This is a genomic window from Phaeobacter sp. A36a-5a (assembly GCF_037911135.1).
In the GTDB taxonomy this organism is placed as follows: Bacteria; Pseudomonadota; Alphaproteobacteria; order Rhodobacterales; family Rhodobacteraceae; genus Phaeobacter; species Phaeobacter bryozoorum.
Genome location: NZ_JBBLYU010000001.1, coordinates 2047721 through 2063347, shown reverse-complemented (window position 1 = coordinate 2063347; position 15627 = coordinate 2047721). Strand labels below are relative to the sequence as shown.

Here is a 15627-nt window from a genome sequence, read left to right as displayed (position 1 = left end):
TTTCGATGGCATTACGGCAGGGCGGGGGCGCTGGATCAATCTTCTGCGGGCCGCCATGGCCTCGCCACCGCTGGGGCTGGGGGCAAGCCATGGGCGTCATTGAGGCGGCTGTCGCAGATCGTCGAGGAAACTGCGCAGCTGCTCCGGTTGAATGGGTTTTGTGAACAATCTGGCACCTGTGTTTTGGGCAAGCCGGGCGACCTGCGGGCGGCGGTCGGCGGAGATCAGGCAGGCGGGCAGCGCGCCAAGGTCGCGGTTGAGGCGGGTGATCACCTCGGCGCCGTTCTGGTCGGCCCCCAGTTGCAGGTCAATCACCAGAACATCCGGTGTGACGTCGATTTCCGTCAGCAAGGCGCGGGCATCCTCTTCACTGGCACAGGGCAAGACATCGATCCCCCATTGCTCCATCGTCAAGGTCAATGCGTGGCGCAGATCGGGATCGGTGACGATCAGCAGCGCGATCAGCTGCCCCAAGGGCACAGCTGCCGGATCCGGGGAGGCTGTCCCGGAAGGGGCGACCTCGGCCATGCGAGCGCCGGACAGCTCCGACTGATGTGACTGGTGCAGCCGTGCGGTGTCACGGGGCAGATCAACGGCAAAGACCGTTCCGCGCCCCACACGGGATCTGAGCGTCAGGGGATGGCCCAGCAACCCGCAGGCGCGTTCCACAATCGCAAGGCCAAGGCCCATGCCGTCAGCGGCGCTCACCGTGGCGTTCAGCCGCTGGAATTCTGCAAAGATCAGCGTGCGATCCTCGTCGGGAATGCCGGTCCCGGTGTCCCAGATCTCAACCCGGACCGTGTCCCGGCGGGGGCGGATGCCGACAAGCACACCCCCCCGGCTGGTATAGCGCAGCGCATTTGATATCAGGTTCTGCAGGATGCGCCGCAGGTAGGTCACATCGCTCAGCACCCGCGTCTGGCTGAGCCTGAGGCGGAACGAGAGGCCCTTGGCATCTGCCATCGGGCGCAATTCGTCATGCAGTTGCAGCAGCAGGTCGTCGAGATCGACGGACGTCACATGCCGTGTGGCGCGGCCGGAATCCAGTCGCGAAATATCAAGGAGCGCTGAGACCAGTGTCTCTACACTGTCCAGCGCATTTGCCGCCTTGTTCAGGGTTTCGCGGGAACCGCCTGTCGGCAATTCGCTCTGCAGCGCTGCGACAAAGAGCTTTGCCGCCGAGAGCGGTTGCAGCAGGTCATGGGAGGCGGCGGCCACAAAGCGCGACTTTGAGGCATTGGCGCGTTCGGCGGCCTGAAGCGCGTCTTCCAGCTCCAGCGTTCGGTCAAGCACACGCTGTTCAAGCGTGTCACGGGCCTCGCTCATCGCGCGCGCAGCGGTCCGTTCGGCGGTGACATCGGTGAAGCTGATCACGAAACCGCCGTCGGGCATTTCCTGCATAAAAACCGTCAGGACCCGTGTCATGCCCTGCTGCACGTCGAAGGAAAGCGGCGCCCGTATCGCTGGGCCGGATCGTATCCGTTCAGAAGGGATATCCGGTGCAGGATCTGCTTTTGGCCGGGTCCAGAGGGTGACCTGATCGGCCATATCGGCCTGTTCAAATGTGAACTCCGCCCGCAGATGTTCGAAGATCCGCTCGAAGCGGCTGCCGATGCGAAACCGGCTGATCGGAATGGACAGCAGCTCTCCCATGAGCCGGTTCCAGCCAACCAGACGCGCCTGCTGATCGAAGATGCAGACCCCCTGGTTCAGGTGTTCCAATGTGGCGCGGATGAGCCGGGCCTGATCGTCGAGGATGCGTTCACGTTCCTGGTGCTGAAGACGCATGATGTCGGTGACATCGGTTTGCAGGATGACGGTGCCACTGTCGGAGGTGCGGTGTTCGCTGACCTGAAGCCAGCGGTTCCCGGTCATGCGAACGTTGAACATGACGCTGCGGTCCTGATGCCGGGCCAGCCTGCGCGCGGCCCATTCGGCGGCTGTGGTCCCGGCGGGCAGCGACAGGGCCGAGCTGCCGCTGACCAGATTGACATAGGCCTCAAATGCCAGCCCCGGCCGCAGCCGCGCGTGGATGTCGGGCATGTGCATCCCAAATCGGCTGTTGCACATCACCAGTACATCCTGCGGATTAAAGAGGGCAAACCCCTCCTGCACGGTTTCGATGGCATCGGCGAGATTGGCGCGCGCCGCCTCGGTCTCGCGGTTGGCCTCGGCAAGTTTGGCATTGGACAGGTTCAGAAGGTCCAGCGTTCGCTCCAGATCGCGGGTGCGGCTGCGGATTTCCTCTTCCAGCAGAACGGCGCGTTCGAACTGCGCATAGGCGAGACCGGAGGCATCGGTGTTCTGTTCCACCCGGCGCATCAGCGTTGCGGTGATTTTCAGCAGTTTTTCGTTCTGCCGCTCCAGCGAGTCGCGCGGATCAATCAGGCCTTGCGTCATGATCGTGCCGGTGGGTCGCAGGCCAGGGGCGGATAGATGGCAACCCCTGTCAGCGTCTGGTTCACATGGATGGAATTCACCTGTTCACCATAGGTGCAGAAGCCGACAGCACGATGTTTGGCAAGAAGCGATGAGATCTGCGGCGTGAGCTGTTTTTGCTGGGCTTCCATCCGTCGCAGGAGGCAATCGCAGGCAAGGATCACATCCGGGGTCTGTGTCTCGCCAAGAGCGGTCAGGGCGCGGTCGAGGTGATCGACCATGTCCAGGGGTTCGGCCAGGGTCAGCACGACACCTTCGTCGATGGCGGAAAAGAACACCAGATCGCCCGTCTCAGCGACCTGCTGAATCGCGCGGACATGGTGCTGGCCACCCAGGCGCACGACGACGGGATGGGCCGCAAAGGTGAAAGTGGTCAGCTGTTCAGGATCCTTGCCCAGGAGCCGTGCATATTCGCGCGCGGCCGGCTCGGCGTTGATTTCATAGACCAGCCGACGGGCGGGATCGGCACCGGTGACCACCATGCGCTGGGCCGTGGGCACCAGATGGTCGGTGTTGAAGACCTTGACCGGGCAATTGCTGCGGATCTGTAGCAACACCGCCGCATTCTGGCGCGCGATGCCGTCACAGAGCACATAGGTCGCGCCAAAATCGGTACCATCGCCTGCGGAGCCGCCAAACAGCGGCACGGGGCCCAGACCGGGTGCGAGATCGGCGGTCAGCGCGTCCTCCTTGATCGACAGCCCGTCGATCAGCAGAAAGGCGAATTCGGAGGTCCATTGTGGCGTCTCTCGCGCCATGTCGTTGCGGTTGCGGATGATCTGGTCGATCTGGCACTGGGCATCATATGTGTTCAGATCTTCGATGCTCAGCACACGTGCGCAGAAATGGCTGCGCGGCAGGCCGATTGCGATGATCTCCCCGTCGGTATAGCCCGCTTCGCCGATCTCGCCTGCGGTGGTGCACCCAACAACAGTGGCCGGTGCGAGCTGCTGCGCCGCAGTCGCGCTGAGCGCATGGATATCGGCCTGCGGCGAGACAAAGAGGATGACCAGCTCCAGCTCGTCCAGCGGCGCCAGCGTTCCGGCCAATGTCGCCAGCGCATCAGGGGAGTCTGCCGCTGCCCGTCCCGTGCGGGTGATGCGATCCGCATTGTGCAGCGCCCCCGCCATGGCGGGCAGAGAGACCCGGTCTGAAGCCTGCGCCGTTGCGCGGGGATCAGCCGTGTCAGGGAAGGGGGCGGGGCGCGTCATGTCGGATGGTAGGCAGCTCAGCCCAGATCTTGCAAGACGTTTGCAAAGCTTGTTTCCTTTGCAATCAGAACCGCTTGGGTCCGGCTTTGGACCCCGAGTTTGCGCATGATCGCGGTGACATGCGCCTTTACCGTGGTTTCGGCGATCGACAGGTCATAGGCGATCTGCTTGTTCAGTTTGCCCGCGCAGATCAGTTGCAGGATCCGCGCCTGCTGATTGGTCAGCGTCGCCAGACGCCCGGTCGCATCCTGCGTTTCACTGTCCCGCGGCAGCAGCACATAGCCGGGCGGGACGAAAGGCGTGCCCCTGCCGATGGCGCCAAAGGCGTCGATATAGATCTCGCGCTGGCTGTGCTTGGGCACAAAGCCGGCGGCACCGGCGTGGATGGCTGCGCTGATGACCCGGTTGTCCGCCATCGACGATACGACAAGGATCGGCGCGGTTGTCGCATTGTGCAGCCGTATCAGCCCGTCGAGGCCCTGAGCATCGGGCAGGTTGAGATCCAGCACCACTGCATCGGGAGCAGGAGTGTCCGAAACCTCGGAAATGGCCTGTTCCACTGTCGCGGCGGTTGCGATGTTGGTGATCCCAACCGTGGCGCGCAGCGTCATCGCCAGGGCGTCGCAGAACAGCGGGTGATCCTCGACGATCAGCGCGGTCACAAAGCCTGCCGGGTCCTGCGCATCCGGGGTGCGAGGTCGCTGGGGATGATCTGGGGCGGGCGAATGGGTCATCAAACTCCTCAAGCCTATGCCAATGGTCCATGGTCTGCGCCGGGCAATCGCGGGTCACATCGCGCGCCAAAGCCACGCGCCCGCCATGCCGCTCATGCTAGCAGCACCTGCAAGCCGCGACCAATAGGCGAAAAGTCTAAGACGGCTCGCGAAGATGCAACGGCCGTGATTTCGCGTCTGGCGGGAGCGTAGGCCTGTGCTATCCTTGCTGCGCGCACCGTCGCCGTCTGATCTGCAACCAATGTCGCATATCGGCGCGCAGCCGGATTGCGTTATGCAGGCGCCAGCAGGGGCGTCCCAGTGCCCGCAACACGATGTATCGCCAGCAAAAGGAATAGGCTTATGAAACTTGCCGATACCCGCAGCATCGCTGCCCCGCGCGCCGAGGTCTGGCAGGGGCTTCTGGATGCCGAAACGCTGAAGGATGCGGTGCCCGGCTGCCAGGAAATGGAGGGATCGGCCGAGGAGGGTTTCACGGCGGTTGTGGTACAAAAGGTCGGCCCGGTTAAGGCGACATTCCGTGGCACTGTGACCCTGTCCGATCTAGATGCGCCCAATAGTCTGACCCTGCGGGGGGAGGGCAAGGGCGGCGCGGCTGGGTTCGCCAAGGGCGACGCCCATGTGACGCTGAGCGATGGTGAGGACGGGCATACCCTGCTGACTTATGAGGTCGAGGCCAAGGTCGGCGGCAAACTCGCCCAGCTTGGAAGCCGGATCATCGACGGGTTTGCCAAAAAGATGGCCGACCAGTTCTTCGAGCGGTTCCAGACCGCCGTCGAAGGGGATAGTTCGGTCGAAACAGATGCCTCAGCGGAGGAGGCCGGGACACCCGACGCCAGCCAGGACGAGGCGCCGCGCAAAGGCTGGATTGGCCGGGTGCTTGGCAATTGAGCGGACAGGTGGTCAGGGGAGAGATGCCGGTTAATCCGGCTCTTCCAGATGAAATTTCACGATTTCACGCCACAGCCGCTTGACGCTCCGAAAGCACCGATTTATAGACCAAATTCCCTGAGCGGGTATGGTGAAATGGTATCATAAGAGCCTTCCAAGCTTAAGGTGCGGGTTCGATTCCCGCTACCCGCTCCAGGATTTCCGACATAGATTAGACCGGTAGCCGCGCAGAAGATCTCTCTGGGGTGTTCAGGGCGGTCCCGAACCATTCATGCGGCGGTATGACAGGCTTTGACGGCCTCTGTGCGCTTGACCTCAGGGGTTTGCGGGGTCATGAACCTTGGCGATGCGCAGGCGACAGAGCCTGCCACACGGAACGTCGAAGGAGCTGACATGGCGGGCAATCAAGCGGTCCCGACTGCGGATGTAGAGCGCGAGAAATCGCGCAAGATTGGTGTCCTGTCTGCCCTCTGGCCGTTTATGCGCCCCTACCGCCTGTTGATGGCCACCGCGACGCTAGCACTCGTGCTCACCGCGGGCCTGTCGCTGACGCTGCCGCTGGCGGTTCGCCGGGTGGTCGATAACTTCCGGGTTTCCGATGCTGAGCTGCTGAACCAGTATTTCGCCGCTGCTCTGGTGATTGCGGCGCTGCTGGCGGTGGGCACGGGCCTGCGCTATGCGCTGGTCACGCGGCTGGGAGAGCGGGTGGTTGCAGATATCCGCAAGGCGGTGTTTGACCGCGTCATCGGCATGAGCCCGGCGTTTTTCGAGCAGATCATGACCGGAGAGGTGCTGAGCCGGATCACCACGGATACAACGCTGATCCAGTCGGTGCTGGGCTCGTCGGTGTCGATTGCCCTGCGCAATATGCTGATCTTTGGCGGCGGTCTGGTGCTGATGCTGCTGACCTCGGCCAAGCTGACCAGCCTTGTTCTGCTGATCGTGCCTGCGGTGATCGTGCCGATTCTGGTGTTGGGGCGGCGGCTGCGCAAGATCAGCCGCGAGAATCAGGATTGGATCGCGGCCTCTTCCGGCAACGCGGGTGAGGCGCTGGGCGCGGTACAGACGGTTCAGGCCTATACGCATGAGAGCGCCAGCCGGGGCGAATTCAGCCGGATGACCGAAACCGCATTTGACGTTTCAATGCGGCGGATCCAGACCCGTGCCTTCCTGACCGTGATCGTGATCTTTCTGGTGTTCTCCGGCGTGGTTGGCGTCCTGTGGATGGGCGCAAACGATGTGCGCGCCGGGGTCATGTCCGAAGGCACCCTGGTCCAGTTCGTGATCTATGCGGTGCTGGTAGCAGGCTCGGTAGCGGCGCTGTCAGAGATCTGGAGCGAATTGCAACGGGCCGCTGGCGCAACCGAACGTCTGGTGGAGCTGCTGACGGCGGTGGATGAGGTGCAGGATCCGTCGCGTCCGCAGGCGCTGGCCGAACCGGTGCGGGGCGAAATCCGATTTGACAATGTGTCCTTCCGCTATCCCGCCCGTCCGCTGATTCCGGCCCTGAGCGACGTCTCCCTGACGGTGAAGCCGGGCGAGACGGTTGCCTTTGTCGGCCCCTCCGGCGCGGGCAAGACAACCATCATCCAGATGATCCAGCGGTTCTACGATCCCACTGATGGTGCGGTCTGTCTGGATGGTGTCTCGTTGCGGGACCTGCAACGGGATGCTTTCCGCAGGCATATCGCGCTGGTGCCTCAGGACCCGGTGATCTTTGCCGCCTCGGCGCGGGACAATATCCGCTTTGGTCGTCCCGAGGCCAGCGACGCTGAGGTCGAGGCCGCCGCTCGTGCGGCCGCCGCCCATGACTTTATCACTCGGCTGCCAGAGGGCTATGACAGCCAGGTCGGGGAACGTGGCGTGATGCTGTCGGGCGGTCAGAAACAACGGATCGCCATCGCCCGCGCGATTCTGCGCGACGCGCCGGTGCTGTTGCTGGATGAGGCCACATCCGCACTGGATGCCGAAAGCGAACGACTGGTACAGGCCGCTGTCGATGAGCTGAGCCAGGGCCGCACCACCTTGATCGTGGCGCATCGACTGGCAACCGTGAAAAAGGCAGATCGCATCGTGGTGATGGAAGAGGGCCGTATCGTGGCCACCGGTAGCCACGATCAGCTGGTTGCCGAAGGCGGGCTTTACGCGCGTCTTGCACGCCTTCAGTTCACCGATGGGCTGGCTGCGGAATAGGCAGACCCGGTCTCAAATGAGCCGAATTTCGGCTTCAAGGTCGAAAAACTTCAAATGTCGCTGCGTCAAAGCGCAGGCTTCCTTGACGTGACCCTGTCGGCGCGCTTGCGCGGCGGGTCGTTTCAAATCATTTTGTGTTAACTGAAATTCCCCGGCACAAGGGGACTAGGGGAGGAAACCAATGGGATTTGCCACGGCTGCGGACTGCTTGGCACTAACGAACGAGATGCCTTTTGGGCAGCGGAATATGCCGACGACGCTTTATGGGTTGCTGTCCCGTACGGCCGGGAAATTTCCCGACAACAACGCGGTGAGCTACCAGATTTTCTCTGGTCCCAAGGATAAGGCCGAGACCCTGACCTGGCGCCAGCTGAAGGACAAGGTGACCCAGGCGGCGAATATGTTCCGGTCCATGGGGATCGGTGAAAAGGATGTGGTCGCCTATATCCTGCCGAACTGCAATGAAACCGTCGTGACCCTGCTCGGCGGCGCTGTGGCAGGCATCGCCAATCCGATCAACCCTCTGCTTGAGCCGGAGCAGATCGCCTCGATCCTGCGCGAAACCGGGGCGAAGGTGGTGGTGACCCTGAAGCCTTTCCCCAAGACCGACGTCGCCCAGAAGGTGGCGGAGGCGGTGCGCCATGCGCCCAAGGTGAACACGGTTCTGGAAATCGACCTCAACCGCTATCTGACGCCGCCAAAATCCTGGATTGTACCGATGATCCGCCCCAAGCTTGAGGGCAAGGACAAGCTGGCCCATGCGGATTACAAGAATTTCAACAAAGAGCTGCGCAAGCATCCGACCGAGCTGACGTTCGCGGATTCCGACAGCGACCGGGTGGCCTGCTATTTCCACACCGGCGGCACCACCGGGATGCCCAAAGTGGCGCAGCACACCTATTCCGGCATGAACTACAACGGCTGGCTGGGCAGTAAGCTGCTGTTTACCGCAGATGACAATATCATGTGCCCGCTGCCGCTGTTCCATGTCTTTGCCTGCCATGTGATCCTGATGGCGGCGGTGGCCTCGGGGGCGCATGTAGTGTTCCCGACACCGCAGGGCTATCGCGGCGAGGGTGTCTTTGACAATTTCTGGAAGCTGATCGAACGCTGGAAGATTTCCTTTATCATCACCGTGCCCACTGCAATTTCGGCCAAGATGCAGCGGCCCGTCGATGCCGATGTCTCGACCGTGAAGACGGCCTTCTCCGGCTCGGCGCCACTGCCGGTCGAACTGTTCAAACGGTTCGAAAGCGCAACGGGCGTCAGCATTGTCGAAGGCTACGGCCTGACCGAGGCGACCTGCCTGGTCTCCTGCAACCCGGTTCAGGGCGAAAAGAAGATCGGCTCGATCGGCATTCCGCTGCCCTACACTGACGTCAAGATCGTGAAGGCAACCAATGGCGATATGGTCGAGCTGGGTGTGGATGAGATCGGTGAGATCTGTATCTCGAGCCCCGGCGTCTATGCCGGTCATACCTATACCGAGGTCGAGAAGAACGAAGGTCTGTTCTACAAGGACACCTATCTGCGCACCGGCGATCTGGGCCGTCTGGATGCGGATGGCTATCTCTGGATCACAGGCCGGGCGAAGGATCTGATCATCCGCGGCGGCCATAATATTGATCCGGCCGAAATCGAAGAGGCGCTGCTGGGGCATGAGGCCGTCGCCTTTGCGGGTGCAATCGGCCAGCCGGATGCCCATGCCGGCGAGGTGCCATGTGCCTTTGTCGAGCTGGTGGATGGTGCAAGCGTGACGCCGGAGGATCTTTTGGCCTATTGCAAGATCCACGTGCATGAACGCGCGGCAATCCCGAAACATGTCACGGTGATGGATGAGCTGCCGAAGACGGCCGTGGGCAAGGTGTTCAAACCTGATCTGCGCAAGAATGCCATCACCCGGATCTACAATGAGGCCCTGCTGAAGGCCGGCCTGCCTGCGCGCGTCGAACATGTGGTCGACGACAAAAGCCGCGGTCTGGTCGCCCAGGTTGAGGCCAATGGCGCCTCGGCCTCCGATATTTCGGATGTGCTTGGTGTCTTTACCCGCCCCTGGGAGCCGATGCCAAAGGGCTGATCCCAGAGCGGCGGATGGCACTGCGCCACCCCAGCATCAGAAAGCGCCCCACGCGGGCGCTTTTTTCATTTGTAAAGCATGGTTTTTGATTTCGGCGCTGCTAATCTCATTCGACGGACTATGAAGATAGGGAACCGGTGAGATGAACTACGAGCGGCTGATCGACGAAGAAACCTGGGCCTTTATCCGCAAAACCGGCGAATGTTACCCGGATGATGCGGTGGATCTGTCGATCACGGAACAGCGCAAGGTCTATGATGACATGGCCGCTGAATTCCGTGTCGCGCGCCCGGATGTGGTCCGCTGCGAGGATCGGCTGGTGGGGGCGGTGCCGGTGCGGATCTACACCGCCGGAGAGCCGGGCTGCACGGTGATGTACTGCCATGGCGGCGGCTTTGTCGTTGGTGGATTGGACAGCCACGATGACGTCTGCGCCGAGCTTTGCGCCCAGAGCGGCTATCGCGTTGTGGCGGTGGATTACCGTCTGGCCCCAGAACATCGCCACCCTGCGGCCTTTGAGGACGCCTGGGCGGTCTTGCAGTGGATCCGCGACAGTTTTGAGGGGGATCTGGTTCTGGCTGGTGACAGCGCCGGTGCCAATCTCTGTGCAGCCGTGGCGCATCATGCGCGCGGACGTATTGACGGGCTGGTGGGGCAGGTGCTGATCTACGGCGCCTTTGGTGGCGATATCAATCAGGGCTCTTATCTGGAACATGCGCAGGCGCCGATGCTGACACGGGATGATATCCTCTACTACGGGTCAATTCGCCGCCCGGAAGGCACGCAGGCGACGGGCGATCCGACCCTCGAACCGCTGGCCGATACCGATTTTTCCAACCTGCCCGCAACGGTGCTGATCACTGCCGACTGTGATCCGGTGCGCGATGATTCCCGCCATTACCGCGACAAGATCATGGCCGCCGGTGGCAAAGCGCATTGGATCAACGAACAGGGGCTGGTCCATGGCTATCTGCGCGCCCGCCACAGCGTCGGCCGCGCCCGTGACAGTTTCGAACGGATCTCCGTCGCCGTGGAGGCGCTGGGGCAGGGGCTCTGGCCCTATGAGTGAGCGCTGTCGTCGCCCGGCCCCTGGCACATGATCAGCCTGCGAAATCGCGGCAGTTTTCAGGGGCGGCTGCGCGGTTGTACCAGCCGCCGCTCTTGACCCGCCAGTCGCTGCTGTGGGTGGTGACATAGGACCAGTTGCCCACTGGAAGATGCGCATAGCCGATAGTGTCGCCGGGTTGGATCGTGCCGATACGGGCGGTGCCCGCACTATGGCCGGAATGGAGCGGGACCGGAGCGCCAAGCCAACCCAGACAGGCGCCTTCAAATTCATCGCGGATCGGCAGATCCACCAGCAACCGCCGCAGATGCGTATCGTTCAGCGTCAACTGCCTGCGCCCGGTGTTGACCTTGCAGCCGTGATACTTCTCCAGCGCGCGGATGTCCTGCACCTGCCGGTTGCTCTGCGGGTCAAGCGCGACGGATTTTCCGAGGCAATCGCTATTGTCGAAAACGCTTTGGCCCAGCACCGTTCCAAAACAATAGCCGGCACGGTCCATGATCAGATTTCGCGTGAACCACAGATCATCGCAGCCGTCCTGTGCAAACGCGGGCAAGGGCAGCAGCGTTAACAGTAGTGTAAGATAGCGGATGGGCATGGCAGGCTCCTGTTGATCGCGGCGGCGGTCCGATAAGCCTGCCATGGATCCTCAGCCGAGGAAAGATTTTGCCTTCATCGTGTCGGCGATGGGCGCACCAAGGCGGCTGAGGATGGTAGGCGCCAGCTGGCGCTGGTCGATCACCACATCTTCCGCCGGACCTTCGGCCGGGCCAAAATAATACAGCGCGGTTTCCTGTTGCAGGGCGCTGCGCCCGCCGTGGTGGCCGCGATCATCCTGCCCGTGATCGGCGGTGACGATGATCTCATAGCCCATTTCGCGCCATTTGAAGATAAACGGCGCCAGCATCTCATCCATGACGAAACAGGCGTGGTCCATTTGCTGGCAATCGTGGAAAAACCGGTGCCCCATGCTGTCCAGCGTGCAGGTGTGCAGCATTCCGTAGTTCAGCCCGAACCGCAGGCAGAGGTTTGTCAGCGTGCCAAACAGATCGACGTCCGACGGGGTCATCTGGTTGTCCAGCCCGTAGCCGGTCATCGAATGGAACCGCCCGTGATTGATCGTGGCGCTGTCCGGTTCGTCATATTCAACGTCGCGCACGGGGTCATAGGGGTGGCGGTTGAAGAAGGAGGACCAGAAACTATGCGCCACCGCACCGGTTACGCCGCCGCCCTCGCGAACCTGGCTGAACACATCCTTGTGGCCCAAGCGGAAGACATTGCCATTGCCGGTGCAGCCATGTTCGGCGGGGGCAACACCTGTGTGGATCGAGGCATAGCAGCTGGCGGAGATCGAGGGCAGCACCGAACGGTGTTTCCAGACCCGCGCTTCGCCGCTGTCGACCCAGCCTTCCAGGTTGCCAAACAGCCGACGGAAGTTGCGCCACGGCACCCCGTCCAAGATGATAAGGAGAAGTTTGTTGTCCATCGCAGAACCCAAGGTCTTGTAAAGGTGAGTTAAAAAGGCGGCCGTGAGGAGTGTTCCTGCGACCGCCTTTGAGTGCGTCCCGCCGCAGTTGCCTGCGACGGGGGGATATCAGGTGCTGGGCTGCTAGTTGCCCGCACTTTCCATCTTGCGGTTGGCGATGACCTCTTCCAGCCACCCGAGCCGCATTTCCGGCACCGAGCTGAGCAGCAGATCGGTGTAATCGTCAAAGGGGGGCGACAGCACTTCGGTCTTGCCGCCATAGCGCTGGACGCGGCCCTGATACATCACCGCGATATTATCCGAAATCGCCCGCACCGTGGCGAGATCGTGGGTGATGAACAGATAGGCGACATTCTCGATCTTTTGCAGTTCCAGCAACAGCTTCAGAATGCCATCGGCCACCAGTGGATCCAGCGCCGAGGTGACCTCGTCGCAGATGATCATCTTGGGCTTCGCCGCCAGCGCTCGTGCAATACACACCCGCTGTTTCTGTCCGCCCGACAGCTCCGCCGGGTAACGGTCGATGAAGCTTTCGCCCAGCTCGATCTCATCCAGCAGTTCGATTATCCGTTTGCGCTTTTCGGCGCCCTTCATGCCAAAGTAGAACTCCAGCGGACGGCCGATGATCGTACCGACGGTCTGGCGCGGATTCATCGCCACATCCGCCATCTGATAGATCATCTGCAATTCGCGCAGATCCTCGCGGGTGCGTCCCGCCAGATCGGAGGACAGCCGGCGCCCGGCAAACTCGATATCACCCTCGCGCGGTGGCAATAGCCCGGTGATCACCCGTGCCAGTGTCGATTTACCAGAGCCGGATTCTCCGACCACGGCCAGCGTCTGACCGGGGTGCAGGTCGACGTTCACATTATGCAGCACATCGAATTTGGTGCCCTGGTAGCGCGCGGTGATATTGCGCACGCTCAGCACCGGCTCCGAGGTCGGGGCCTTTTCCTCATGGGTGATGGAGCGCACCGAGACCAGCGCCTGTGTGTACTCCTCCTGCGGGGCGTTGATGATCTGATCGACGGGGCCGTATTCCACCATATTGCCGTGGCGCAGCACCATGATGTCGTCGCTCACCTGTGCCACCACCGCAAGGTCATGGGTGATATAGAGTGCAGCCACACCCGTGTCGCGGATGGCTTCCTTGATCGCCATCAGCACCTCGATCTGGGTCGTCACATCCAGCGCCGTTGTCGGCTCGTCAAAGACCACCAGATCCGGCTCCGGGCAGAGCGCCAGCGCCGTCATGCAGCGTTGCAGCTGACCGCCTGAGACCTGATGCGGATAGCGCTCGCCGATATTGTCGGGATCGGGCAGACCCAGCTTGGCAAAAAGCGCGCGGGCGCGGGCTTCGGCCTCTTTCTTGGAGAACTTGCCCTGTTCAACCGCCGCTTCGATCACCTGTTCCATGATCTTCTTGGCCGGGTTGAACGAGGCCGCCGCCGATTGCGAGACATAGGTGACCTCGCCGCCGCGCAGGCGACGGATATCGCGCAGTTTGGATTGCAGGATATCGCGGCCATTCACCCAGACCTCGCCGCCGGTGATCTTCACACCGCCCCGGCCATAGGCCATGGAGGCCAGACCGATGGTGGATTTTCCGGCGCCGGATTCGCCGATCAGCCCCAGCACCTTGCCCGGTTGCAGATCAAAGCTGACACCATGCACGATTTCGATGTCATGGGGCTTTTCCCCCGGCGGGTAGACAGTTGCGCCGATCTTGAGATTGCGCACTTTCATAAGAGGTTCGCTCATCCGCGGCCTCCTTTCAGCGAGGTTGTGCGGTTCAGGACCCAGTCCGCGACAAGGTTGACCGAGATCGCAAGGGTGGCGATGGCGATGGCAGGCAGCAGTGCCGCCGGAATGCCATAGACGATGCCTTCCTTGTTTTCTTTCACGATCCCGCCCCAGTCGGCTTCTGGCGGTTGCACGCCAAGGCCGAGGAAAGAGAGCGTCGAGACAAACAGCACCATGAAGATGAACCGCAGGCCCATTTCGGCCACCAGCGGTGACAGCGCGTTGGGCAGGATTTCGCGGAAGATGATCCAGGCGGTTTTCTCACCCCGCAGACGCGCGGCTTCGACGTAGTCCATCACCTCGATATCCACCGCAACCGCACGGGCAAGACGATAGACGCGGGTGGAGTCCAGCAGACCCATGACCACGATCAGAACCGGCACGGTCACCGGCATCACCGACAGCACCACAAGGGCAAAGATCAGCGTCGGGATCGACATCACCAGATCGACCAGCCGCGACATCACCTGATCCACCCAGCCACCGGCAACGGCGGCAAAGAAGCCCAGCACCGATCCGGTGACAAAGGACAGGATGGTGGCCGCAGTGGCGATGAAGATGGTGGTGCGTCCGCCATAGATCATCCGGCTGAGAAGATCACGACCGATATTGTCGGTGCCAAGGAGATGCTCAGCCGAGCGCGGCTCCCATACGTCACCGACAATTTCAGCCATCCCATAGGGGGCCAGTAGCGGTGCAAAGATCGCCATCAGGAAGTAGAGGGCCGTGAAGAACAGCCCAATCATTGCAGAGATAGGGATATTCTTCATTTCGGATGCCTCAGACGCGGGTTCGACAGGATCGCCACGATGTCGGCAATCATGTTCAGCACGATGTAGACGGCGGCAAAGATCAGACCGCAGGCCTGCACCACCGGGACGTCACGCTTGGACACGTGGTCGACCAGATACTGGCCCATGCCGGGGTAGACAAACACCACCTCGATCACCACGACGCCGACCACCAGATAGGCGAGGTTCAGCATCACCACATTGACGATCGGTGCGATGGCATTGGGAAAGGCGTGACGGGCAATCACGTTGAAGGTGCTCAGCCCCTTCAGCTCCGCCGTCTCGATATAGGCCGATTGCATCACGTTGAGGATCGCCGCCCGCGTCATGCGCATCATATGCGCCAGAACCACCAGTGTCAGCACCGCGACGGGCAGGGCAATGGCGTTCAGTTTTTCCAGCAGGCTCATGGATTCATTGATCATTGCGACCGAGCTGAACCAGCCCATCTGCACCGCAACGAAATAGATCAGCAGATAGCCGATCAGGAATTCCGGGATCGAGATCGAGGCCAATGTCACGGCCGAGATCAGTTTGTCAGGCCAGCGGTCGCGGTAACGTACCGCCAGAAGGCCCAGGAAGATCGCCAAGGGAACCGAGATCACGGCGGCCCAGAACGCCAGGAACAGCGTGTTGCCAAGACGGCGGCCAATGCTGGTTGCGATGTCCTGACCATTGGTCAGGGCGGTGCCCAGATCACCTTGCAGGGCGCCGAACAGCCAGTCGAAATAGCGCAGAACAGCCGGTTCATTCAGCCCCAGTTCCTCGCGCAGGTTGGCAAGTGCCTCGGGCGTGGCCGACTGGCCCAGAATGGACTGCGCCACATCGCCGGGCAGGATCAAGGTGCCCATGAAGATGAGCACGGATGCGGCGATCAAGAGAATCAGTCCCAGCGCGAGGCGCTGGGACACAAGTTTCAAAACGGGGTGCATGGCA

At 61.8% G+C, this 15627-nt stretch carries 12 protein-coding genes and 1 tRNA gene; 5 read left to right on the top strand and 8 right to left on the bottom strand.

Going from position 1 to position 15627, the window contains the following annotated elements; all coding sequences use genetic code 11:
* Window positions 1-96 precede the first annotated feature (96 nt).
* The 3 genes from WLQ66_RS09630 to WLQ66_RS09620 are packed head-to-tail and all read right to left on the bottom strand — an operon-like array spanning window position 97 to window position 4261.
* A complete protein-coding gene (locus WLQ66_RS09630) occupies window positions 97-2400 on the bottom strand; it encodes a hybrid sensor histidine kinase/response regulator (RefSeq protein ID WP_340546092.1) in 2304 nt (767 codons plus the stop codon).
* A complete protein-coding gene (locus WLQ66_RS09625; protein WP_374015575.1) occupies window positions 2397-3650 on the bottom strand; it encodes an FIST N-terminal domain-containing protein in 1254 nt (417 codons plus the stop codon). The genes WLQ66_RS09630 and WLQ66_RS09625 overlap by 4 nt, the downstream gene beginning before the upstream one ends.
* A gap of 17 nt (window positions 3651-3667) precedes the next feature.
* Window positions 3668-4261, bottom strand: a complete 594-nt coding sequence (locus WLQ66_RS09620) for a LuxR C-terminal-related transcriptional regulator (protein ID WP_340546339.1) — start codon at window positions 4259-4261, stop codon at window positions 3668-3670.
* A 465-nt stretch (window positions 4262-4726) separates the two neighbouring features.
* Between WLQ66_RS09620 and WLQ66_RS09615 the strand changes: the two genes are divergently transcribed.
* The 5 genes from WLQ66_RS09615 (at window position 4727) to WLQ66_RS09595 (ending at window position 10614) form a co-directional block, all read left to right on the top strand.
* Window positions 4727-5275 carry an SRPBCC family protein gene (locus tag WLQ66_RS09615; RefSeq protein ID WP_340546091.1) on the top strand — a complete coding sequence of 183 codons (549 nt, stop codon included), beginning with the start codon at window positions 4727-4729 and terminating at the stop codon, window positions 5273-5275.
* 121 nt (window positions 5276-5396) lie between these two features.
* A tRNA-Gly gene (locus tag WLQ66_RS09610) sits at window positions 5397-5470 on the top strand.
* A 198-nt stretch (window positions 5471-5668) separates the two neighbouring features.
* Window positions 5669-7468 carry an ABC transporter transmembrane domain-containing protein gene (locus WLQ66_RS09605; RefSeq protein WP_340546090.1) on the top strand — a complete coding sequence of 600 codons (1800 nt, stop codon included), beginning with the start codon at window positions 5669-5671 and terminating at the stop codon, window positions 7466-7468.
* Between the two features lie 181 nt (window positions 7469-7649).
* Window positions 7650-9545 (top strand): acyl-CoA synthetase, encoded by a 1896-nt coding sequence (locus WLQ66_RS09600; protein ID WP_340546089.1) that lies wholly within the window; start codon window positions 7650-7652, stop codon window positions 9543-9545.
* Between the two features lie 142 nt (window positions 9546-9687).
* The gene (locus WLQ66_RS09595; protein ID WP_340546088.1) at window positions 9688-10614 is read left to right on the top strand and encodes an alpha/beta hydrolase; all 927 of its coding nucleotides are present in this window, start codon (window positions 9688-9690) and stop codon (window positions 10612-10614) included.
* 31 nt (window positions 10615-10645) lie between these two features.
* Here WLQ66_RS09595 and WLQ66_RS09590 read toward each other — a convergent pair whose 3' ends face one another.
* The 5 genes from WLQ66_RS09590 to WLQ66_RS09570 all read right to left on the bottom strand — a co-directional run bounded on the left by WLQ66_RS09590 (window position 10646) and on the right by WLQ66_RS09570 (window position 15623).
* Window positions 10646-11209, bottom strand: a complete 564-nt coding sequence (locus WLQ66_RS09590; RefSeq protein WP_340546087.1) for a DUF4453 domain-containing protein — start codon at window positions 11207-11209, stop codon at window positions 10646-10648.
* Window positions 11210-11260: 51 nt separating this feature from the next.
* Window positions 11261-12097, bottom strand: a complete 837-nt coding sequence (locus WLQ66_RS09585) for an alkaline phosphatase family protein (protein ID WP_260081714.1) — start codon at window positions 12095-12097, stop codon at window positions 11261-11263.
* A gap of 123 nt (window positions 12098-12220) precedes the next feature.
* A complete protein-coding gene (locus tag WLQ66_RS09580) occupies window positions 12221-13858 on the bottom strand; it encodes an ABC transporter ATP-binding protein (RefSeq protein ID WP_340546086.1) in 1638 nt (545 codons plus the stop codon).
* A complete protein-coding gene (locus WLQ66_RS09575; protein ID WP_340546085.1) occupies window positions 13855-14670 on the bottom strand; it encodes an ABC transporter permease in 816 nt (271 codons plus the stop codon). The genes WLQ66_RS09580 and WLQ66_RS09575 overlap by 4 nt, the downstream gene beginning before the upstream one ends.
* Complete coding sequence (locus WLQ66_RS09570; protein ID WP_340546084.1) at window positions 14667-15623, bottom strand: ABC transporter permease; 957 nt, start codon at window positions 15621-15623, stop codon at window positions 14667-14669. The genes WLQ66_RS09575 and WLQ66_RS09570 overlap by 4 nt, the downstream gene beginning before the upstream one ends.
* Between the last annotated feature and the right edge of the window lie 4 nt (window positions 15624-15627).